The organism is Ornithinimicrobium sufpigmenti (genome assembly GCF_004322775.1).
GTDB classification, from domain to species: Bacteria; Actinomycetota; Actinomycetes; order Actinomycetales; family Dermatophilaceae; genus Ornithinicoccus; species Ornithinicoccus sufpigmenti.
The window spans coordinates 1087417-1108673 of record NZ_CP036403.1 but is presented as its reverse complement, the minus strand read 5'-3'; the positions used below and the strand labels follow the sequence as shown (position 1 = coordinate 1108673).

General features: G+C 72.4%; 17 protein-coding genes. 2 read left to right on the top strand and 15 right to left on the bottom strand.

The genetic code is table 11. From position 1 onward, the window contains the following. Window positions 1-94 precede the first annotated feature (94 nt). The 11 genes from secA to kynA form a co-directional block, all read right to left on the bottom strand. The gene (gene secA / locus ESZ52_RS05095) at window positions 95-2833 is read right to left on the bottom strand and encodes a preprotein translocase subunit SecA (protein WP_131103980.1); all 2739 of its coding nucleotides are present in this window, start codon (window positions 2831-2833) and stop codon (window positions 95-97) included. A 59-nt stretch (window positions 2834-2892) separates the two neighbouring features. Further along, window positions 2893-4161, bottom strand: coding sequence for a winged helix-turn-helix domain-containing protein (locus tag ESZ52_RS05090; protein WP_131103979.1), 1269 nt, complete (start codon window positions 4159-4161; stop codon window positions 2893-2895). Window positions 4162-4394: 233 nt separating this feature from the next. Beyond that, a complete protein-coding gene (gene hpf / locus ESZ52_RS05085; protein WP_131103978.1) occupies window positions 4395-5072 on the bottom strand; it encodes a ribosome hibernation-promoting factor, HPF/YfiA family in 678 nt (225 codons plus the stop codon). A gap of 122 nt (window positions 5073-5194) precedes the next feature. Further along, the gene (locus ESZ52_RS05080) at window positions 5195-5917 is read right to left on the bottom strand and encodes a ComF family protein (RefSeq protein ID WP_131103977.1); all 723 of its coding nucleotides are present in this window, start codon (window positions 5915-5917) and stop codon (window positions 5195-5197) included. A 115-nt stretch (window positions 5918-6032) separates the two neighbouring features. After that, the gene (locus ESZ52_RS05075) at window positions 6033-7871 is read right to left on the bottom strand and encodes an LpqB family beta-propeller domain-containing protein (RefSeq protein WP_131103976.1); all 1839 of its coding nucleotides are present in this window, start codon (window positions 7869-7871) and stop codon (window positions 6033-6035) included. Next, complete coding sequence (gene mtrB / locus ESZ52_RS05070) at window positions 7868-9718, bottom strand: MtrAB system histidine kinase MtrB (protein ID WP_272948402.1); 1851 nt, start codon at window positions 9716-9718, stop codon at window positions 7868-7870. The genes ESZ52_RS05075 and mtrB overlap by 4 nt, the downstream gene beginning before the upstream one ends. Then, window positions 9687-10364 (bottom strand): MtrAB system response regulator MtrA, encoded by a 678-nt coding sequence (gene mtrA / locus ESZ52_RS05065; protein WP_131103974.1) that lies wholly within the window; start codon window positions 10362-10364, stop codon window positions 9687-9689. Before mtrA ends, mtrB begins: the two co-directional genes overlap by 32 nt. 90 nt (window positions 10365-10454) lie before the next feature. Then, window positions 10455-12005 (bottom strand): adenosylhomocysteinase, encoded by a 1551-nt coding sequence (gene ahcY, locus ESZ52_RS05060; protein WP_131103973.1) that lies wholly within the window; start codon window positions 12003-12005, stop codon window positions 10455-10457. 9 nt (window positions 12006-12014) lie between these two features. After that, entirely contained in the window at window positions 12015-13508 is a 1494-nt protein-coding gene (locus ESZ52_RS05055) for a mycothione reductase (RefSeq protein ID WP_131103972.1), read from the bottom strand. Between the two features lie 36 nt (window positions 13509-13544). Then, window positions 13545-14828: a kynureninase gene (locus ESZ52_RS05050; RefSeq protein WP_131103971.1), complete on the bottom strand. Its 1284-nt coding sequence runs from the start codon at window positions 14826-14828 to the stop codon at window positions 13545-13547. Then, on the bottom strand, window positions 14821-15738 hold the full coding sequence (gene kynA, locus ESZ52_RS05045; RefSeq protein WP_131103970.1) for a tryptophan 2,3-dioxygenase: 918 nt from the start codon (window positions 15736-15738) through the stop codon (window positions 14821-14823). The genes ESZ52_RS05050 and kynA overlap by 8 nt, the downstream gene beginning before the upstream one ends. Before the next feature lie 205 nt (window positions 15739-15943). Here kynA and ESZ52_RS05040 point away from each other — a divergent pair, with 205 nt between their 5' ends. After that, window positions 15944-17398 carry an HNH endonuclease gene (locus ESZ52_RS05040; protein ID WP_131103969.1) on the top strand — a complete coding sequence of 485 codons (1455 nt, stop codon included), beginning with the start codon at window positions 15944-15946 and terminating at the stop codon, window positions 17396-17398. 1 nt (window position 17399) lies between these two features. Here the strand turns inward: ESZ52_RS05040 and ESZ52_RS05035 are convergent, their stop codons facing one another. The 4 genes from ESZ52_RS05035 to ESZ52_RS05020 are packed head-to-tail and all read right to left on the bottom strand — an operon-like array spanning window position 17400 to window position 20775. Beyond that, complete coding sequence (locus tag ESZ52_RS05035) at window positions 17400-18686, bottom strand: SIS domain-containing protein (protein ID WP_131103968.1); 1287 nt, start codon at window positions 18684-18686, stop codon at window positions 17400-17402. 9 nt (window positions 18687-18695) lie between these two features. Continuing rightward, window positions 18696-18914, bottom strand: a complete 219-nt coding sequence (locus ESZ52_RS05030; RefSeq protein WP_131103967.1) for a Trm112 family protein — start codon at window positions 18912-18914, stop codon at window positions 18696-18698. Between the two features lie 3 nt (window positions 18915-18917). Further along, window positions 18918-20339, bottom strand: coding sequence for a phosphomannomutase/phosphoglucomutase (locus ESZ52_RS05025; RefSeq protein ID WP_131103966.1), 1422 nt, complete (start codon window positions 20337-20339; stop codon window positions 18918-18920). Between the two features lie 55 nt (window positions 20340-20394). Further along, window positions 20395-20775, bottom strand: coding sequence for a DUF3499 domain-containing protein (locus tag ESZ52_RS05020; protein WP_131103965.1), 381 nt, complete (start codon window positions 20773-20775; stop codon window positions 20395-20397). A gap of 94 nt (window positions 20776-20869) precedes the next feature. On the opposite strand from ESZ52_RS05020, the gene ESZ52_RS05015 reads away from it, so the two are divergent. Continuing rightward, window positions 20870-21256 (top strand): metallopeptidase family protein, encoded by a 387-nt coding sequence (locus ESZ52_RS05015; RefSeq protein ID WP_131103964.1) that lies wholly within the window; start codon window positions 20870-20872, stop codon window positions 21254-21256. Window position 21257: the final 1 nt, after the last annotated feature.

Here is a 21257-nt window from a genome sequence, read left to right as displayed (position 1 = left end):
CCCCAAACAGCGCGCTTCGCGTGTCCGGTCGCGCCCTTCTGCGTGTCCGGTCGGGCTTTCTGGCGTGTCCGGTCGGGCTCTTTGGCGTGTCCGGTCAGCGGGTGCGGCGGGCGGCCTTGCGGCGCTCGGCGCGGTTGTTGCCGCCGCCTGCTCCGGCCCCGCTCGTCGCGGGGGTCCGGCCCTGCTCCTCCTCGGGCAGGCTGCCGTCGGCCCGGACGGGGCGCGCCTCGGCCTCACCCTGCTCGCTCGGCGCGACGAAGGTCAGCTGCTGCTGGGCCGGCGTCGCCGGGGCTGCGTCCTCGGCCTTCTTCACCTCGGCCTGGAAGAGGAACTGGACCGACTCCTCCTTGATCGCCTCCATCACCGCCTGGAAGAGCTGGTAGCCCTCGCGCTGGTACTCCACGAGGGGCTCCCGCTGGGCCATCGCACGCAGCCCGATGCCCTCCTTGAGGTAGTCCATCTCGTAGAGGTGCTCGCGCCACTTGCGGTCCAGGACCTGCAGCACGATCCGCCGCTCGACGTCGCGCATCAGGTCCTCGCCGATCTCGGCCTCACGCTGGTCGTAGGCGTGCTGGGCGTCGCTGGTCAGCTGCTCCACCAGCAGCTCGGTGGTGACCCCGGCCCGGCTGCCGGCCTGCTCGACCACGTCCTCGACGGTGACGCCGACCGGGTAGAGCCGGCCCAGCTCCGCCCAGAGAGCCTCCAGGTCGATGCCGTCGGCCAGGCCCATCCCTCCGGCCGCGGTGACGTAGTCGGTGACCACGTCGTTGATGAAGTGCCGCACCTGCTCGTGCAGGTCCTCGCCCTCCAGCACGCGGCGGCGCTCGGCGTAGATCACCTCGCGCTGACGGTTGAGGACGTCGTCGTACTTGAGCACGTTCTTGCGGGTCTCGAAGTGCTGCGCCTCGACCTGCGCCTGCGCGCTGGCGATCGAGCGGGAGACGATCTTGGACTCGATCGGGATCTCGTCGCTCATGCCCGTGGTCGACATCACCCGGTCGACCATCGCCGCGTTGAACATCCGCATCAGGTCGTCCTGCAACGAGAGGTAGAACCGGGACTCGCCCGGGTCGCCCTGCCGTCCGGCACGACCGCGCAGCTGGTTGTCGATGCGGCGCGACTCGTGCCGCTCGGTGCCCAGGACGTAGAGCCCGCCCAGGGCGGTCACCTCGTCGTGCTCGGCGGCGACCGACGCCTCCGCCTCGGCCAGCGTGCTCTCCCAGGCCGCCTCATACTCCTCCGGCGTCTCCTGGGGGTCCAGGCCCTTGGCGTGCATGGCGGCGACCGCCCGGAACTCGGGGTTACCGCCCAGCATGATGTCGGTGCCTCGCCCGGCCATGTTGGTCGAGACGGTGACGGCACCCTTGCGGCCCGCGTCGGCGACGATCGCGGCCTCCCGCTCGTGGTGCTTGGCGTTCAGTACCTCGTGCTTGACGCCGCGGCGGCGCAGCTGCTCCGACAGGTACTCCGACTTGGCCACCGAGGTGGTGCCGACCAGGACGGGCTGGCCGGCCTTGTGCCGCCCGGCGATGTCGTCGACGACCGCGGTGAACTTGGCCTCCTCGGTCCGGTACACCAGGTCCGGCAGGTCCTTGCGGACCATCGGCCGGTTGGTGGGGATGGACAGGACACCCACCTTGTAGATCTGGTGCAGCTCGGCGGCCTCGGTCTGGGCGGTACCGGTCATCCCGGCGAGCTTGTCGTACATGCGGAAGTAGTTCTGCAGGGTGACGGTGGCCAGGGTCTGGTTCTCGTTCTTGATCTCCACCCCCTCCTTGGCCTCGATCGCCTGGTGCATGCCCTCGTTGTAGCGGCGGCCGGGCAGGATGCGGCCGGTGTGCTCGTCGACGATCATCACCTGGCCGTCCATCACGACGTAGTCCTTGTCGCGGTTGTACAGCTCCTTGGCCTTGATCGCGTTGTTCAGGTAGCCGATGAGCGGGGTGTTGGCCGACTCGTAGAGGTTGTCGATGCCGAGGTAGTCCTCGACCTTCTCGATGCCCTGCTCGAGCACGCCGACGGTCCGCTTCTTCTCGTCGACCTCATAGTCGCCCTCGGCCTCGATCCCCTTCATCGGGTCCGCCGCCGTTCCCCGCTCCAGCCTGCGCACGATCTTGGCGAACTCGTTGTACCACTTGGTCGCCTGGTCGGCGGGGCCGGAGATGATCAGCGGCGTGCGGGCCTCGTCGATGAGGATCGAGTCCACCTCGTCGACGATGGCGAAGTGGTGCTCGCGCTGGACCAGGTCCTTCAGCGACCAGGCCATGTTGTCGCGCAGGTAGTCGAAACCGAACTCGTTGTTGGTGCCGTAGGTGATGTCCATGCGGTACTGCTCGCGCCGCTGCGCGGGCGTCATCGAGGACAGGATCACGCCGGTCTCCATGCCCAGCGCGCGGTGCACGCGGCCCATCAGCTCGGACTGGTACTGCGCCAGGTAGTCGTTCGTGGTGATGACGTGGACACCCTTGCCGGTGAGCGCGTTGAGGTAGGAGGGCAGGGTGGCGACCAGGGTCTTGCCCTCACCGGTGCGCATCTCCGCCACGTTGCCCTGGTGCAGGGCAGCCCCGCCCATGAGCTGGACGTCGAAGTGCCGCTTGCCGATGGTGCGCTTGCTGGCCTCGCGCACCGCGGCGAACGCCTCCGGCAGCAGCTGCTCCAGGGTCTGGCCGTCGGCCAGGCGGGCCTTGAACTTGTCGGTCTCCGCCCGCAGCTCTGCGTCGGTGAGGCCCTCGAAGTCCTCCTCCAGGGCGTTGACCTGGCGGGCGACGGTCTGCAGCTTGCGCAGCGCGGACTTCTCACCGGCGCGCAGGATCTTCTCGAAAAGGTTGGCCACCTGCCTAGGCTAACCGCCCTGGCTGGAGGTTCCCTAGCACGGGTGCCGGAGGGGCGGGCTCAAGGGGTCGTCGGGGTCGTCGGAGTCGTCGGGGTGGTCGCGGTCGGCAGGTCCACCCGCCCCAGCCCCAGCCATCCGGCCATCGACTCCAGCTCGGCGACCAGGGCCGGGCCCGACCGGGCCACGTCCGCGCCCACCTCCCAGTGCAGCGACTGCACCCGCAGCACGCCCGCCGTCCTGTCGGCCTTGAGGTCCACGCGCCCGACGAGCCGTTCGTCGTGCAGGAAGGGCAGCACGTAGTAGCCGTGCTCACGCAGGTGTGCCGGCACGTAGATCTCGATCCGGTAGCGGAACCCCCACATGTCCTCCACGCGGTCCCGCTGCCAGACCAGGGAGTCGAACGGGCTGAGCAGGGCGGAGCCCGACACTGCGCGCGGACGGCGTGCCGCTGGGTCGAGGTACGCCGTGCGCCGCCACCCCGGCACGCTCACCGGCTCGACCTCGCCGGAGGTGACCAGACGCTCCATCGCCTGGTCGACGACCGGGCCACGCACCCGGAAGTAGTCGGCGAGGTCGCGCTGGGTGCCGATGCCGTGCGCGCGGACCGCCAGCCGCAGCAGGTGGGTCACCGACTCCAGCAGGTCGGGCGCGTCGGGTGAGTCAGGAGCCAGCGCCAGCACGTCCGGCGGGAGCACGTGCTCGGGCACGGCATACCGACGCTCGAACTGTGCGGTGCGCCCTGCGGAGGTGAGCTGCCCGGCCCGGAACAGGTGCTCCAGGCACCGCTTCACCGCCGACCAGTTCCAGCCCCAGTGGTCGTTGCCCTTGTCCGCGCCGTGGGGCAGGTGGGCCTCGACCTCACGGGCGGTCAGCGGCCCGTGCTCTCGCACCACGTCGGTGACGGCGTCCAGCAGCCCGGGGTGGTCCCGGCGGAGGCTCCGCTCCCCGTCGCCGGAACGGGCCTGCTGCATCCGGAAGCCCAGGTAGGGCCACGTGGAGGGCGGCACGAGCGAGGCCTCGTGCGCCCAGTACTCGACCAGGGCACGGCCGCCTCGCGCCCCGGGACCCCGGCCGTCACGCATCCGGTCCAGCAGTGCGGTGTCGTAGGGCCCGACCCGGGAGAAGAACGGCAGGTACTGGGTACGGGCCAGGACGTTGACGCTGTCGATCTGCACCACCTGCAGCTGCTCCACGACCCGTCGCAGCGCCCTGGTGCCCGGGCTCGCGGGGCGGGGACGCCCGAAGCCCTGGGCGGCCAGCGCGATCCGGCGTGCCTGCGCCACGGGGATGGTCCGCAGGCTCCGCGCCTGAGGGCTCGGGGACGTCATGGGTGTCACTGTGCCACGGAGGACCGGCAGCGGTCCCGGCCGATCGAAGGGCACCTGGCCGAACGGGCACACGACGGTCCGGCTGATCAGAAGGACCTCACCTGGTCGGACCGACACACCGGACCGCGCACGGACGGGAGCCCCCACCTCTCGGCAGGGGCTCCCGCGTGCGCGTCTTCCGGACCGTGTTGCGGCCGGCGTTCCAGACCGTCAGACGGGCGCGATGCGCGCCGTCAGGAGGCGACGGCCTCGTCGTCGGTCTGCGCCGCGGAAGCGTCCTCGTGCTGGAGTCGCAGCACGCCGTAGGACCATCCGCGACGGCGGTAGACCACGCTGGGCTGGTCGGTGTCTGCGTCGTGGTAGAGGAAGAACTCGTGGCCCACCAGCTCCATCTGGGACAGCGCCTCGCCGAGCGTCATCGGGCTGGAGGTGTGCACCTTCTCCCGGATCTCGATGGGGCTGTTGCCTTGCGTCTGCAGGGCCTCGTCCACGGCTTCCTCGGCGGTGCGTGTCTCCTCCGCGTCCTGCTCGTCCTCCGGCACCAGCGGCTCGGTGGGCAGGCCGAAGGTGGCCTCGGCGACGGAGGGCAGGCGGTGCTTGCCGGTGTGGCTGACCCGTCGCTTGTCGCTCAGGCGGCGCAGCCGCTCGGTGAGCTTGCTCATCGTCAGGTCGAGCGCGGCATACTCCTCGTCGGCGGCGGCCTCCGCGCGCACCACGGTGCGGTGCACGTAGCAGGTGATCTCGCAGCGCTCAGCCTCCTTGGCCAGGCGAGGGTTGCTCTCGCGCGTCAGGACGACCTCGGTGCGCCGTACGCGCGGCGTGAGCTGGGGGATCTTGGACAGCTTGTCCTCGAGGTGGCGGCGGAACCGCTCAGAGATGTCCTTCTTGCGACCGGTCACGGTGAGTTCCATCGGGTCCTCCATCAATGGGGTGTGTGTGCTGGTCATACTGCCGCTGCGTCATCGCTGCGGCCCTTGCGAACGGCCGGCATCACCCCCTCGCAGTGACTCTCGAAGGGCTCCATGCACCCACCCTAGTCCGACCGTCGCGGACGTGGCTCGACAGGCCGACGGGCGGTCGCGGCGACCGTGACGGCCACCACGGGACCGGCCCCGACGGCCCGCAGAGCCCGCGCGCACTCGACCAGCGTGGCCCCCGTCGTGACCACGTCGTCGACCACCACGCACGGCACCCCGCGCAGCGCCGCACGGACGCGGGGACGGACCGTGACGGCCCGCTCCAGGTTCGCCGCGCGCTGCCGCGCCGACAAGCCGGCCTGGTCCTGGACCCTGCGGGTCAGCCGCAGCGCGTCGACGACGAGGTCCGTGCGGGCGGCCGCAGCGGCGAGCTCCGGCACCGGGCGGCGTCCGCGGGTCCGGACGCTGCTGGGCGCCGACGGTGCGGGCACCAGGGCCACGGGCGCCCCCCGTAGGACGGCGACGGTATGCGGTGCGGAAGCGGCCAGCGCCTCGGCCAGAACTCCGCGCAGCACCGCCGCCAGGACCGGGGTCAGCTCGACCCGGTCCCGCTCCTTCCAGGCCACGACGGCGGCCCGCACCGGGCCGGCGTAGGCGGGACCGGTCCAGGTCGGCGGGAACCCTGCCGGGCACGGCGTCGGGCGCCAGGGGCGCGGGGCAGCGGTACCCAGGACGTTGGCGCAGTCGGGACACCACCGGGTGCCGGCCGTCCCGCACCCGGCGCAGGAGCTGGGGGCGGCCAGCTCGACCAGCGCGAGCAGGTCGGGGCGCCACGGCATACCCGCAGCCTGGCAGGGTGTGGGCCGGCCTGGACCCGCTCTTCCACAGGCCTGCCGTCCACAGGCACGGCCGTCTGGGGACACGAACGTCGACGAGGCGAGGCGGTTTCCAGGCTCAGCTGCCGGGGATGACCAGCTCGTCCCCGTTCCGGGCGTTGAACCAGCCCTGGGTGCCCTCGGTGGTGTAGAAGCGACCGTCGGCGCTGTGCACGATCGGTCGTGGGCCCTCGATCCGGGGTACCGGTATCACCTCGACGAAGTCGATCCCGTCCACCGCCCCCAGCGGCTGCAGGAAGTCACCCAGCGGCAGCGAGAAGCCGCGGGGAGCGGCGTCGTCCTGCCGCTGCCCGACGAGGTAGAGCTCGCGCGACGAGGCCCACCGTGCGGAGGAGACGTCGACCAGGGCGCCGGCCGCGGGCACGGCCTGGGTCAGCCCCTTGGGCTCACCGTCCTGGTCCCGCAGGATGCCGGCGACCATCAGGCGGCCCCGTTCCCGCGAGGTGTCGCCGAGGACCATGGCCACCCGCGTGCCGTCGGGGGAGATCGACAGCGAGCGCACCCGGTCGCGGTCGCGCAGCCACGGCGCGTCCAGCGGCTCGGCGAGGGACTGCACGTCGTCCCGCTCCAGCCACCACAACCGCGGGGCGCCGGTGCTCCGGTGGACCCCGGCGACGAGGAAGGCACCCTGGGGATCCACTGCGGGCGGCGTCAGTTCGTCGGCGATGCCAGCGTTGGTGCTCGACTCACCCGGCTCGTCCCCGTCCCCCGCCTGCCAGCGCCACAGCGAGGCGCGGTCGGTGGAGACCGCGGCGAAGTCCTGCAGGTCCTCCGTCGCGGCGACCCCGCCCCAGGACAGCCCCAACCGGGGCAGCTCGAGGTTGCGGGCGGTCTCCTCCGGCAGGTTGCGCAGGTTGTAGGCCGTGGGGTTCACCGGGAAGAACTGCTCGCCGATCCGCAGCATCGCGATGTCCACGTCCCGCATGGCGTCGGAGTACGGGAGCTCGCCGGTGCTGGTCACGGGCCCCTCGCTCCCGCCCACCGTCAGGGAGCGTCCGGCGACCTGGACGTCGACGGCGCTGATCCCGCCCAGCTCCAGCAGCGCATGGCTGATCTGGCTCACCAAGGCCTCGGCGCTGTCGCTGCCGTCGATCAGCCCTGACCCCTCGAGCGGCACCGTGGCCACCCGGGTCTCGGGGTCCACCGTGACCGACGGTGCCGCGAGCCGCACGTTCTCGTTGGCGCCGCTCCGCACCGCCCCCGCGAGGTGCTCGGGCGCCGGAGCCAGGGCTGCGCGCGTGACCGCCGTGGGCAGCCCCTCGCCACGGGCGAGCCACCGGACCTCTGGCACGAAGTGCTGTCCGTGGGTGCTGAGGTGGTAGAGGGTGCTGGCGCGGAAGGCGGCGACGAGGTCCGGGTAGGTGAGCCAGACCCCGAAGTCCTCCGGGAAGGCACGGATGCGCCACTGGCCCTGCACCCGGGTCAGCTCGAAGGACTCGGTGACCGTGGCGGCCGCCTGCTCGGTCAGCCGCCCCTGCCCGTCGATGCGGGCGACCACCTCGATACTCACCTCGGCCTCGCGGCCGTCGTCGCTGACGGTGACCACCGGGGTGCCGTCGTAGACCAGGACGTTGCTGGTCGGCACCCACTCGCTGGCCAGCCCTTCGAGCAGGAAGAGCCGGGCGACGTCGTCCTCGTCGGCGAAGCCGACGTTGGCACGCAGGAAGCCGCGGACGATGTCGGCGGCCGAGGCGTCCGGCTGGGGCGGGTTCAGCAGCCGCTCGATCTCCGGCTGGGCCTGCACCTGGACCGGCAGGCCGGCCCGGGGCTCGGGGGTCGTGGGCAGCTGGCCGGAGCAGGCGCTCAGGAGCAGGGCGACGACGGCGGTCCCGCCGAGGCCGCGGGGTCGCCGTGGTTCTGGTCGGGCACGGTGCCGCCCCTGGTGCCGAAAGCTCATACGTCCCCCTGTCGGGTGGCCAGCGCCAGCACGACCGGCGGCACCTCGGTGTCGGGCAGGTCCCCGTCGCGGGTGGCGACGGGCGGTACGGCGGCGGGGGCCACACGACGCAGGCTCCCTCGGGCCGCCACGTCCCACGGCTCCGGATCGTCCTCGGCTGCTGTCGCACCTGTGCGCACCACGGCCACCGCAGGCGGCCGGTCACCGGTCGACAGGGCGTCGAGGTCGGCCGCACCCGCGGTCTGGTCCGTCTGGTCGCCGGTGGCCAGCGGCACGGGGGGCGGCCGGTCGGCGATGACGAAGGCCTCGTGGCGGGGCAGCAGCAACCGGAAGCAGGCTCCGTGCCCGGGCACGCTGCCCACCTGCAACCAGCCCCCGTGCACGCGCGCGTCCTCCTGGGCGATGGCCAGGCCCAGCCCGGTCCCGCCGGTCGTGCGGTTGCGCGCCAGGTCGGCCCGCCAGAACCGGTCGAAGACGTGCGCCTGCTGCTCGGGCGTCAGCCCGATCCCGTGGTCCCGCACCGAGCACGACACCACCTGGTCGGTGGCCGCCACGGTGACCTCGACGGGTCCGCCCTCGCCGTGCTCCAACGCGTTGGACAGCAGGTTGCGCAGCACCCGGGAGATGCGCCGGCCGTCCATGCTGACCAGGACCGGCTGCTCGGGGACCCGGAGCACGATCGGTGAGCCGTGGGTCTCGGCGAGCTGCTGCATGCTGGCGGCGGCCGAGCGCACCAGCGGGACGAGGTCCTCCTGGTGCCGCTCGACGGTCACCGCCCCGGCGTCGAACCGGCTGATCTCCAGCAGCTCGGTGAGCAGCTCCTCGAAGCGGTCCAGCTCCTGGTCGAGGAGCTCGGCGGACCGCGCCACGGGCAGCGGGAAGTCGTCCTTCGAGGCGTGCAGCACGGCGCCGGCCATCCGCATGGTGGTCAGCGGGGTACGCAGCTCGTGGGAGACATCCGAGACGAAGCGCTGCTGCAGCTGGGACAGCGAGCGCAGCTCACGGATCTGGTGCTGGATCGAGTCGGCCATGGTGTTGAACGAGGTGGCGAGCTGGGCGATCTCATCGGTGCCGTGCACCGGGAGCCGCTCGTCCAGGTGGCCCTGCGCCAGGTCACGCGAGACCCTGGCCACCTCGGCCACCGGCCGCGTCACCATCCGCGTCGCGATCGCCGCGAGCCCGGCCACCAGCAGCAGGAGCCCGGCCCCGGCGGCCAGGAAGAGCTGGCGGACCAGGTCGAGGGTCTCCTGCTCCTGCTGCAACGGGTAGGTCAGGATCAGGTCGTAGGAGCCGGCCCGCAGGAGCGTGACCCGGGAGCCCACCACCACCGCGGTGACCGTCCCCTCCTGACCGGTCAGAGTCACGGGGACGATGGCGACCTGCTGGTTCTCGGGGTCCTGGTCGACGGCCACCTGCAGGTCCTGCGGGATGTCCGAGGCGGCCACACCCAGGGCGATGCCCTCCACGATCGCGCCCCGGTCGTTGCTCAGCGCCGGCAGCAGCACCACGCGTCGCCCGTCCGGTCCCACGGCAGCCATGGAGTAGACCTGCTCGGCCGCGGCCTGCCGCAGGCCCGAGTCGTCCCGGCGGTCGGTGGAGTCGAAGGCCTCCTGGAACAGCGCCACCTGCTGCGCCGCGTCACGCGTGGCGGACTCAGCGCCCTGCTGGACCAGCCCGGCCGCGATCTGCTGGTACAGCACCGAGCCGAGCAGGCCGGCGAGCACCAGACCGATGAGGACGGTCGTGATGATGACGCGCACCCCCAGCGAACCCCGCCACCAGGGCGGGCCACGCCACCCGCGGCGCGGCTCACCCTCAGGAGTGTCCGGCCTTGTATCCGACGCCACGCACGGTCACCACGATCTGGGGATTCTCCGGGTCCTTCTCGATCTTGCTCCGCAACCGCTGGACGTGCACGTTGACCAGCCGGGTGTCGCCCGCATGCCGGTAACCCCAGACCTGTTCCAGCAGCGACTCCCGGTCGAAGACCTGGCTCGGCTTGCTGGCCAGCGCCACCAGCAGGTCGAACTCCAGCGGGGTCAGCGGGATCTGCTCACCCTCCCGGGTCACCTGGTGGCCGGCCACGTCGATGACGACGTCACCGACCTGCAGCTTGTGCTCGTCCTGGGCATGGTCGCGGCGGAGCCTGGCCCGGATGCGGGCCAGCAGCTCCTGCGGCTTGAACGGCTTGACGACGTAGTCGTCGGCGCCGGCCTCGAGCCCGGCCACCACGTCCTTGGTGTCCGTGCGCGCGGTGAGCATCACCACCGGGACCCCGGACTCGGCCCGCAGCAGGCGGCATACCTCCACCCCGTCCATCGAGGGCAGCATGACGTCGAGGAGCACGAGGTCGGGCCGGAACTGGCGGATCATCGGTAGTGCACGGGCCCCGTCGCCGCACGTCGCGACCTCGTAGCCCTCCTTGCGCAGCACGATCCCCAGCATCTCGGCCAGGGCCTGGTCGTCGTCCACGACGAGCACACGGGCGCTCATAGCTCCTCCTGCTCCTCTGCTCACGGGTCCAGCCGGTCACGGGCACTGCGGGGCAGCGGCCGGTCACGGGCACTGCGGGCAGCCTACGTGCTAGTAACGGTAGTGCTCGGACTTGTACGGACCCGCCGGGTCCACGCCGAGGTACTCGGCCTGCGTCTTGGTCAGCTCGGTGAGCTGGGCGCCGAGGGAGCCCAGGTGCAGCCGGGCCACCTCCTCGTCCAGCTCCTTGCGGAGGGTGTGCACGCCCAGCGGGTAGGCGTCGGGCCGGGTGAACAGCTCGATCTGGGCCAGCACCTGGTTGGCGAAGCTCGTGGACATCACGAAGCTGGGGTGCCCCGTGGCGTTGCCGAGGTTGAGCAGGCGCCCCTCGGAGAGCACGATGATCGACCGCTCCCGACTACCCTCCCCGCCCCCGGCCTCCGCGGGGAAGGTCCACTCGTGCACCTGCGGCTTGATCTCGGTCCGTGTCACACCGGGCACCCGGGCCAGGGCGGCCATGTCGATCTCGTTGTCGAAGTGGCCGATGTTGCCCAGGATGGCCTTGTCCTTCATCGCCAGCATGTGCTCCACGGTCACCACGTCCTTGCAGCCGGTGGCGGTGACCGCGAAGTCGGCGGAGGCGATGACGTCCTCGAGCCGGGCGACCTGGTAGCCGTCCATCGCGGCCTGCAGGGCACAGATGGGGTCGATCTCGGTGACGATGACCCGGGCGCCCTGCCCGCGCAGCGCCTCGGCGCAGCCCTTGCCGACGTCGCCGTAGCCGCAGACCACCGCGACCTTGCCGCCGATGAGCACGTCGGTGGCCCGGTTGATGCCGTCGACCAGGCTGTGGCGGACGCCGTAGACGTTGTCGAACTTGCTCTTGGTCACCGAGTCGTTGACGTTGATGGCCGGGAACAGGAGCTGGCCGGCCTCGTGCAGCTGGTAGAGCCGGTGGACGCCGGTCGTCGTCTCCTCCGTGACCCCCCGCAGCCCCTCCGCCACGTCGGTCCAGCGGGTCGGGTGCTCCTGCAGCCCTTCGCGCACCGTCTCCAGGATGACCCGCCACTCCTCGGGGTCGTCCTCCTCGGCGGTGGGGACGGCACCCTGCCGCTCCCACTCGGCGCCCTTGTGCACCAGCAGGGTCGCGTCGCCGCCGTCGTCGAGGATCATGTTGGGCCCCTCGCCCGGCCAGAGCAGGATCTGGGTGGTGCACCACCAGTACTCCTCCAGGGTCTCGCCCTTCCAGGCGAAGACCGGCACGCCCTGCGGGTCTGACGGAGTGCCGTGCGGGCCGACGGCGACCGCCGCGGCGGCCTCGTCCTGGGTGGAGAAGATGTTGCAGGAGGCCCACCGCACCTCGGCGCCCAGCGCGACGAGGGTCTCGATGAGCACTGCTGTCTGCACGGTCATGTGCAGCGATCCGGCGATCCGCGCACCGGCGAGCGGCTGGGAGTCCGCGAACCGCTCGCGCAGCGCCATCAGGCCAGGCATCTCGTGCTCGGCCAGGCGGATCTGGTGCCGGCCCTGCTCGGCCAGCCCCAGGTCGCGCACCCGGAACGGGGCCGACCGGTCCAACGGCTGGTCCAGCGGGCTGCGGTGGGCGGGGTCCAGGGTGGCGCTGCTCAGGGTCGCGGTGTCCAGGGGCGTGGTGTCCGGCATGGCCCAATGCTACGTGGCGGGCACGTCCTCCCCGACCGGGTCGTAGTCGGCGGTGACGTCGAACTCGGGTTCTACCTCCAGCCCGAGCAGGGCGTTCTCCAGCACCTCGGTCAGGGCCGGGTGGATCCAGTACTGGCCCCGGGCCAGCGCGTGCGCCGTGGGACCGCCGTCCGGTCCGGCGAGGGAGAGCGCCTGGATGACCGGCTGGATGAGGGTCGAGGCGTGCGGGCCCATGGCGTGAGCACCCAGCAGCCGACCGGTCGCCCGGTCCGCGACCACCGTGAACAGTCCCGTCGAGTCCTCCATCGCCCACCCGTAGGCCACGTCGCCGTAGCGCTGGGTCTTGGCGGTCACCACATACCCCTGCCCCTGCGCCTCGTCCGCGGTGAGGCCGACGGTGGCCACCTGCGGGTGGCTGAAGACCGCGGCCGGGACGTGGCGGTGGTCGAAGGACTGCAGGTCGTCGGGGTGCACGAGGTTGTGCGCGACGACGCGGGCCTCCTGGTTGGCGACGTGCTTGAGCTGGTAGGGCGAGGAGACGTCCCCGAGCGCCCAGACGCCCTCGGCTTCGGTGCGGCCGTGCTCGTCGACGACGACCCGGCCGTCCCGGTGCGTGCGGACGGCCGTGTGCTCCAGCCCCAGGTCCTCGCTGTTGGGGACGCGGCCGGTCGCCACGAGCAGCATCTCGCCGGTGACGACGCCGCCGTCCGCCAGCTGCAGCTCGACCCCGTCGCCGCCCTCCCGCACCGTCTCGACCTGTGCGCCGGTGTGCACGTCCCACTGGGCGCGCGCCAGGTCGGTGAAGGCCGCGGAGAGGTCCTTGTCGAAGTGGGTGAGCAGGCCCTTGCCCCGGACGACCACACTGACCCGGACGCCCAGGCTGGCGAAGACGTGCGCGAACTCCGCGGCGACGACCCCGCCACCCATGATGACGAGGCTGGCCGGGAGCTCGTCGATGCGCATGATCGTGTCGGAGGTGTGGAAGGGCACGCCGGAGGCTCGCACCTGCTCGGGGATGAAGGGCCGCGCGCCGGCCGCGATGACGACCTGCCTGCCGGTGATCCGGTGGGTGCTGCCGACCTCGTGGCGGCCGCCGGGCGTGGTGATCCTCACCTCGAGCTCGCGGTCGCCGACGAACCGTGCGTGGCCCAGGTAGGCCTCGGTGTGGTCGGCGTCGCGCCGGTACTGGCGCCCGCCCTCGCTGATCGGGTCGATGCGCCCGAAGATCCGGTCGCGGATGTCCCGCCAGCGCACCCCCTCCAACGTCGCGTCGACCCCGAACCGGGCCGCGTCGCCGATGGTGGCCGCGATGTCGGCGGTGTGCACGAACATCTTGGTGGGGATGCAGCCGACGTTGAGGCAGGTGCCGCCGAAGGCGTCCTGGCTGCCGACGCCCCGGTCGACGATCGCCGTCCGGAGCAGGTCGAACTCGGGGGTGACCAGGGAGTTGCCGGAGCCGCTGCCGATGATGACCAGGTCGAAGTGGGTGGGATCCTCGCTCACCGTTCGAAGGGTAGCCTGCGCGCCCGACAGCGGGGCTCAGCCCCGCTCCAGCTCCTCCCGGACCGCGAGCAGCCCGTCCCACACCTCGACGAACGTCGTCGACAGCGGCGCCAGCCCCAGGCGCAGGCCGTCCGGTGCGCGGAAGTCGGGGATCACTCCCCTCGCCCAGAGCCGGGCGTTGACCTGCTCGAAGTCGGGGTGGCGCAGGGTGAGGTGGCCGCCACGGCGGTCGTCGTCGGCCGGGCTGGCGAGCGTGACGCCGAGCTCGTCGGGCCAGGCGGCGACGACCCTGGCGGCGAAGTCGGTCAGCGCCAAGGACTTGGTGCGCACCGCCTCGATGCCCGCCTCGGCCAGCATGCGCAGCGCCAGGCGCAGCGGGACCATCCCGACCACCGGCGGGGTGCCGCTCACCAGCGCCCGGATCCCGTGCGCCGGAACGTACCCCGACTCCATCAGGAACGGGTCCCGGCGGCCCATCCAACCCTGGATCGGCTGCCGCAGGGTGGGTATGTCGTGGTGCCGGCGGGCCAGGTAGGCGTGCGCGGGCGCCCCGGGGCCCCCGTTGAGGTACTTGTAGCTGCACCCGACAGCGGCGTCCCAGCCCCAGTCGTCCGCCCGGATCGGCACCGACCCGGCGGAGTGGCAGGTGTCCCACAGGACCATCCCGCCGGCCTCGTGCACCACCCGGGTGATGGCCCCGGCGTCGGCGAGCCACCCGGACCGGTAGGCCACGTGGGAGAGCAGCACGACACCCGTCCGCGGACCGACCACCTCGGCGACCTGGTCGACGGTGACGCCGGCGGCGGTGTCCACGTCGATCCACCGCAGCTGCAGCCCGCGCTCGGCAGCCACTCCTTCGGCGACGTACCGGTCGGTGGGGAAGTTGTCGGTGTCCAGCACCAGCTCGGTGCGGCCGGGGTCGACGGCGAGCTGGTGGTCCACCAGCGCGCGCAGCACCTTGTAGAGCAGGACGGTGGTGGAGTCGGCGACGACCGTCTGCCCGGCCGCGGCGCCGAGGGCGGCGGCCCCGAGCAGGTCACCGGTCTCCTCCGGCCAGCCCATCCACGCCGCGTCCCAGGACCGGATCAACGTGCTGCCCCAGTCGTGCCGGACGAACTGCGCCATCGCGTCGGCGGTGCCGGCGACGGGGCGGCCCAGGGAGTTGCCGTCGAAGTAGGCGAGCACGCCCTCGGCCCGCTCGAAGCAGCTGGCGTAGTCGGCCAGCGGGTCGGTCGCGTCCAGCTCACGGGCCAGCTCCCGGCTCGGCGCCAGGTCGTGGTGGTCGTGCCGGTCGATGGTGCCCTGCGTCTGCTCAGCCATGGCTGCTCCCCCCGTGGTAACCCTCCGGCGTGACGTCCTGGATGCGGGTGCGCACGTCATACAGCTCGGGGAAGAAGGTCAGCTCCAGGGCCCGGCGCAGGAAGGGGACCCCGGAGCTGCCGCCCGTGCCGCGCTTGGAGCCGATGATCCGCTCCACCGTCCTGAGGTGACGGAAGCGCCATACCTGGAAGTTGTCCTCCACGTCGACCAGCTCCTCGGCCAGCTCGTACTCCAGCCAGTGCTCGTGCGGCGCGTCGTAGACCGCCGCGAAGACGTCCACCACCCCCTCGTGCCCCTCGTAGGGCTGGGTGACGTCCCGCTCCAGCACCTCCTGCGGCACGGGGTGACCGCGGCGGGCCAGCAGGCGCAGCACCTCGTCGTAGAGGCTCGGCTGGTGCAGCAGGTGCTCCAGCTCGCGGTGCACCGCCTCGTCGTGGGCGAAGACGCGCAGCATGTCGGCGTTCTTGTTGCCCAGGGAGAACTCGACCGCCCGGTACTGCCAGGACTGGAACCCTGAACCGGTGGCCAGGAAGTGGCGGAACTGCGCGTACTCGCTCGGCGTCATCGTCGCCAGGACCGACCACTGCTCGGTGAGCGTGTGCTGGATGTGCTTGACCCGGGCGATCCGCTTCATCGCCGGCTGCACGTCGTCGGCCGCGATCAACTCGCGGGCCGAGGTGAGCTCGTGCAGCATCAGCTTCAGCCACAGCTCCGAGGTCTGGTGCTGGATGATGAAGAGCATCTCGTCGTGGCGGGGAGGCACGGCGCGCGGGTGCTGGGCGGAGAGCACCCGAGCAAGGTCGAGGTACTCGCCGTAGGACAGGTTGCGCCCGAAGTCGCGCTCGATCCCCTCCTCCAGCTCGCGACGGGACCGGGTATGACGGGTGATCGGGTCGGCGTCGGCGCTCATCTGGCGATGATGGCACAGGGGGCGCTGGCAGCTGGGCCGGGTGCCTCGGGGTGCGGCAGCGCGTGGGACTGGGGGTGGGTGAGGCAAGGGACTGGGTGAGGCAAGGGACTGGGTGAGGCGAGGGGTAGGCATGGGACAGCGCCTCGCCCGGGCCTGCGGGTCTGTCAGTGGGCTGGACTAGCGTTCGAGGCAGGAGGTGGGAGGTATGTCGAGCACGCACGGGGCAGCAGCGGTGGCGGCCCTGCCCGCGCCCGCCCTCGCCGGCCGCGACCACGATCCGCCCCTGCTGCAGCGGGTGCGGGCGCTGGCCGAGGAGCTCGTCGAGCCGGGCCCTGGCTGGAGCCAGGAGGAGCGGGTGGCGCTCATCAGCGAGCTCGAGACGCTGAAGAACGTCTGCGCCGGAGCCCAGGCGACAGCGACCCTGGACCTGCACGAGCAGGCGGCGCGGGACCGCGAGCAGACCGAGGGCACCTTCGGGCACGCCCGCCGCGAGCGCGAGGGCGTGACCGCCGAGGTGGCGCTGGCCCGCAAGGTCTCCCCCGCTCGCTCGCGCAACCTCATCGACCTGGCCGTGACCCTGCCGACCCGGCTGCCGCACACGCTGGAGGCGCTGCGGCACGGACGCGCCAGCGAGTGGGCCGCCAGCCTCGTGGCCAAGGCCACGGCAGCGCTCACCGACGAGCAGGCGCTGGCGGTGGACGCAGCGCTCGCCGCTGCCTTGGGCCGGTGCAGCGAGGCACAGCTGGAGAAGAAGGCGAACGCCCTGGCCTACGAGGCCGACAAGCGGGCCTACCTGGAGCGCGCCCGCCGGGCCGTGCGGGACCGCCACGTCTCGATGCGGCCCGTGGCCGACGGGATGGTGCGGCTCTCGGCCCTCCTGCCGGTGGCTGAGGGCATCGCCGCCTACACCTCCCTCGACGCCGCGGCCGCGGGCCTGCGGGCGAGCGGTGCCAGCGAGCCCAAGGGTGCGCTCCGGGCCGATGAGCTGGTCCGCAGGCTCACCGGCATCGACCCGACGACGCACGGGCTCCCCGTGGAGATCGGGATCGTGATGACCGACCGGGCCCTCTTCAACGACGGTGCCCAGTCGGCGCGGGTTCCTGGGTACGGCCCGGTCCCCGCTGCCGTGGCCCGGATGCTGGCCGCCTTCGGCACGACGAGACCTGACACGGCTCGCCACCTGGCCGGGGAAGGCGCGACGGACCGCGCGACGGCGTGGGTGCGCCGGCTCTTCACCGACCCGCTCGACGGGTCGTTGGCCCAGATCGACACCCGGCGTCGGTTGTTCTCCGGTGCCCTGCGCCGCTTCGTCCTCGCCCGTGACCAGGAGTGCGTCATGCCGTACTGCGGGGCCACGATCCGGTCGGTCGACCATGTCGACCGGGCCCGTGACGGTGGAGCCACGTCCGGCGACAACGGACAGGGGATGTGTGAGGCGTGCAACCTGGACAAGGAGGCCGAGGACCTGACGACAGGCGTCGTGCGCGGCGCGGACGGACGGCGGGCCGTGCGCTTCCGCACCCGCTACGGCCAGACCCACACGACCGGGCCACCGCCAGTGCTGGACACCCTGACAGACCTGACCTCGGGCTGGCACGGCGAGCGGCCACCGTGGTGGTCGTCCACCGCCGAACGGGCCCCGCGCACCCCGCGCGGATGACTCAGCGCGTGCGGTCCCGCAGATCGGCCACGTGCGGCGACACCGACGGGTCCAGACCCAGCCCGATCGCCAGGTAGGTCGCGGTGAAGTCCACCGTCGCCACGTGGTCGGCGAGCCGGACGATCGGGGGCCCGGGCTGCGCCTCGACCTCCATCACGCGCACGCCGGCCCCCCGCGCCGTCGTCAGGACGGCGTCGGTCAGCGCCTCCGCCTCGACCGACTCCCGGGTCGGGGGCTCCAGCGGGGCATCGCGCAGCAGCAGCAGACCCAGCGGGGGCGGGCTCGGGGCGTCGAGGTAGGGGTCGGCGAAGATGTCGCGGCCAGCGCCCTGGTCCGGGCCGGTGGCACGCTCCCTGAGCTCACCTTCCGGCTCGTCGAAGTGGTGCGGCTCCCAGGAGGAGGTGTCGATGTCGCCGAGCCGGATCCGGGAGTCGTCGTAGGTGCCGTGCCGGCGGCCGCCCAGCGAGGTGTACGGCCCGTCGAAGCAGGCGACGATCCCGCTGGCGGCGTCCGGCAGCTCGCCGAAGGTGGCGGGGATGCGGGCGGTCCTGGCCAGCATCGAGGAGGCGCGGGCGGCGGCGACCCCGCCCAGGGGGCCGTCGCCGAGCACCACGGGAACAGTCTCGGCGAGCTGGACCGCCAGCAGCTTGGCCGGGTTGACGAACGACTCCGAGCTGGGCCGCATCTCCTCAGCCTTGCGGTCCAACCGGTCCGCCACCGCCTCGAGCATCGACGGGGGCGCGTCGAGCAGCCCCAGGCCGTCGGCACCGAGCAGCACCGGGGTCAGCATCGTCCACAGCGCGGTCCGGGAGCTGGTGCGCCCGCGACCGACGCCCACGTGGACGCCGCGGGCGCGGCGGCATACCTCGGCCAGCGGTGAGTCGTCAGCGCCCACCGTGAGCAGCATCGCACCCCGGCGGGCCGCCTCGGCAGCGACCGCGAGGGGCCCGGGCGCCCGGCCGGACAACGAGACCGCCACGACCAGGTCCAACGGTCCGACCCACCCCGGCAACGGCAGGTTGCGCCGGGCCTGGACCGGCACCGGCGAGCCCGGCTCGGCAAGCAGCTCCAGCACCTCGGCGACGATCGCCGAACCCCCGACCGCGGCCACCAGGACCGAGCGCGGCCGGTCCATCGCCACCAGGCGCTCGATGCCCGCCTCGTGCGCCAGGGTCAGTCCCTCGCGGACCTGCGCCCCGGCCGAGGCGAGCGCCCGCAGCGTCCCCTGGGAGTCCTTGCGCTGCAGCTCGTCCAGGTCATCGAGCAGGGCCTCGTCGATGTACGGCACCCTGCCCCCTCAGCTGCCCGTGGCCGGGACGACGACGGCCTCGTCGGCGAGCAGGACCGGGATGCCGTCCGTCACCGGGTAGCGACGCCGCTGCCCGGGGGCGCCGCAGTCCTGCGCGCACTCCAGGGCCGGTGCGCCCTGCTCGTCCTGGGTGTCGACCAGCTCGTGCAGGCCGACGGGGCAGCGCAGGATCTCGCGGACCCACGGGTCGTACGGGGGACGTGCCATGGCTTATCTCTCCTGTCGGACCAGGGTCAGCACGCTGTCCCTGATGTCTTCCATCACGGCCCGGTCCTGGGCCTCGACGTTGAGCCTCAGCAGGGGCTCGGTGTTGCTCGGACGCAGCGAGAACGACCAGTACGGGTCCTCGTGCACCATGGACAGGCCGTCGAGGCGGTCCTCGGAGGCGCCCTGCGCCGCGGCCCACTCGCGCACCCGCTCGGTCGCGGCCGACACGTCGGGCACCCGGGAGTTGAGCTCACCGGAGGCCACGTACCGGTCGTAGGCGGCCACCAGCTCCGAGAGCGGACCCTCCTGCTCGCCCAGCGCCGCAAGGAGGTGCATGGCGGCAAGCATGCCGGTGTCGGCGAACCAGAAGTCCTTGAAGTAGTAGTGAGCGGAGTGCTCGCCCCCGAAGACGGCACCGTGCTCGGCCATCTGCGCCTTGATGAAGGAGTGCCCCACGCGGCTGCGGACGGCGCGGGCGCCGTGCTCGTGGATCGTCTCGGGCACCGCCCGCGAGCAGATGGTGTTGTGCACCACGGCGACCTCGGAGGGATCGGTCCCGGCGTCGACCGCCCGGGTGATCTCCCGCGCCGCCACCAGTGCGGTCACGGCGCTGGGGCTGACGGGCTCCCCTCGTTCGTCGATGACGAAGCACCGGTCCGCGTCCCCGTCGAAGGCCAGGCCCAGGTCCGCCCCGTGCTCCCGCACCGCGGCCTGCAGGTCGCGCAGGTTCTCCGGCTCCAGCGGGTTCGCCTCGTGGTGGGGGAAGGTGCCGTCCAGCTCGAAGTAGAGCGGTTCGACCGTGATCGGCAACCCGTCCATGCCGAGCACGATCGGCACGGTGAGCCCGGCCATGCCGCTGCCGGCGTCCACGACCACCCGCAGGGGGCGGATGTCGTCCAGGCGGACCAGCGAGTGCAGGTATGCCGCGTAGCCGGCGAGCATGTCGGTCTCGGTGACGGCGCCGGTCCGTCCGCTCGTCGGCAGGTCGTGCTGGGCCCCCCGGTCCAGCAGCCACTGCGCGAGGTCCCGGATCTCGGTCAGCCCCGAGTCCTGGCCGACCGGCCGGGCCCCTCGCCGGCACAGCTTGATCCCGTTGTACCCGGCGGGGTTGTGGCTGGCGGTGAACATCGCGCCGGCGCGCTGCTCGGCGCCGCTGGCGTAGTACAGGACGTCGGTGGAGCACAGGCCGATCATGGTGACGTCCAGCCCGTGGGCGGTGACGCCGTCGGCGAAGGCCCGGGCCAGCTCCGGCGACGAGTCGCGCATGTCGTGGCCGATCATGACCCCGTCCTCACCCTCGGGGATCGCCACCACCTGGGCGAAGGCCGAGCCGAGCGCGGTGGCGACCCGGGCGTCCAGCTGCTCGGGCACCAGTCCGCGGACGTCGTAGGCCTTGACGATGTCGGCCAGCACTTTCGGGCTCACGGTCGACCAGACTACCCAGGGACCGGTAGGTCGCGACGGTGCCCGCCGACGGAGCTCACCGGTCGCGCAGGACCCGCAGGTGCCCGCGCCGGGCGATCTCGGTCACGGAGGCGTACTCGCCGCGCTCGGTCCGGTAGCCGTTGTCACCGTCCTCGACCGTCACGGTGCCACGGTGCTCGCGGACGGCGTCGGCCAGGGCCGCGAGGTCGTCCACCGGTGGGCGCGGCTCGCCCTCCGGCAGCTCCAGACGCACGACGTCCCAGCCGCGAGGGGCGGTCAGCCGGGTGGCGTGCTGCTCGCACAGGTCGTAGGAATGCGGCTCGGCATAGGTGGCCAGCGGCCCCAGCACCGCGGTCTGCTCCGCGTAGACATAGGTGAGCGTGGACGACGCGGGCCGCACGCAGGCCGTCCTCGAACACTGGCGGATCAGAGTCACCCCGACACTCTAGGCATGAGAGCTGACAAAGCCGGTAAGGCGCTCCGGGAGAGCACCGCTGATCGACCAGGGACGCTGGGTTAGGGTCCGAACCATGGGCCCGCGACGCGACCGGCACGGACGAGGCCCCCGCGGCCCGCTCGCGTGGCCGCCGCTGCCCCTCATGACCACCCGCCGCGAGCGCTTCGACGAGTTGGTGCTCGACGCCGTGGAGACCGTTGAGCGCATCCTCGGACACGGGCTGGGGATCGAGCTGGCGGTCGAGGAGGTGCCGCCCTCCGACCCGGCCCCGTGGGAGCACGGCGTGCCGTTGGGGCGTCTGTTCCCGGCGGAACGCTCGATGCCGGCCCGGCTGGTGATCTACCGCCGCCCCATCGTGCAGCGGGCCCAGGAGCCCGAGGAGCTGGCCGCCCTGGTGTCGGAGGTGGTGACCGAGCAGGTCGCCCGCATGCTCGGGCGCGACCCCGACGACCTGCGCTAGC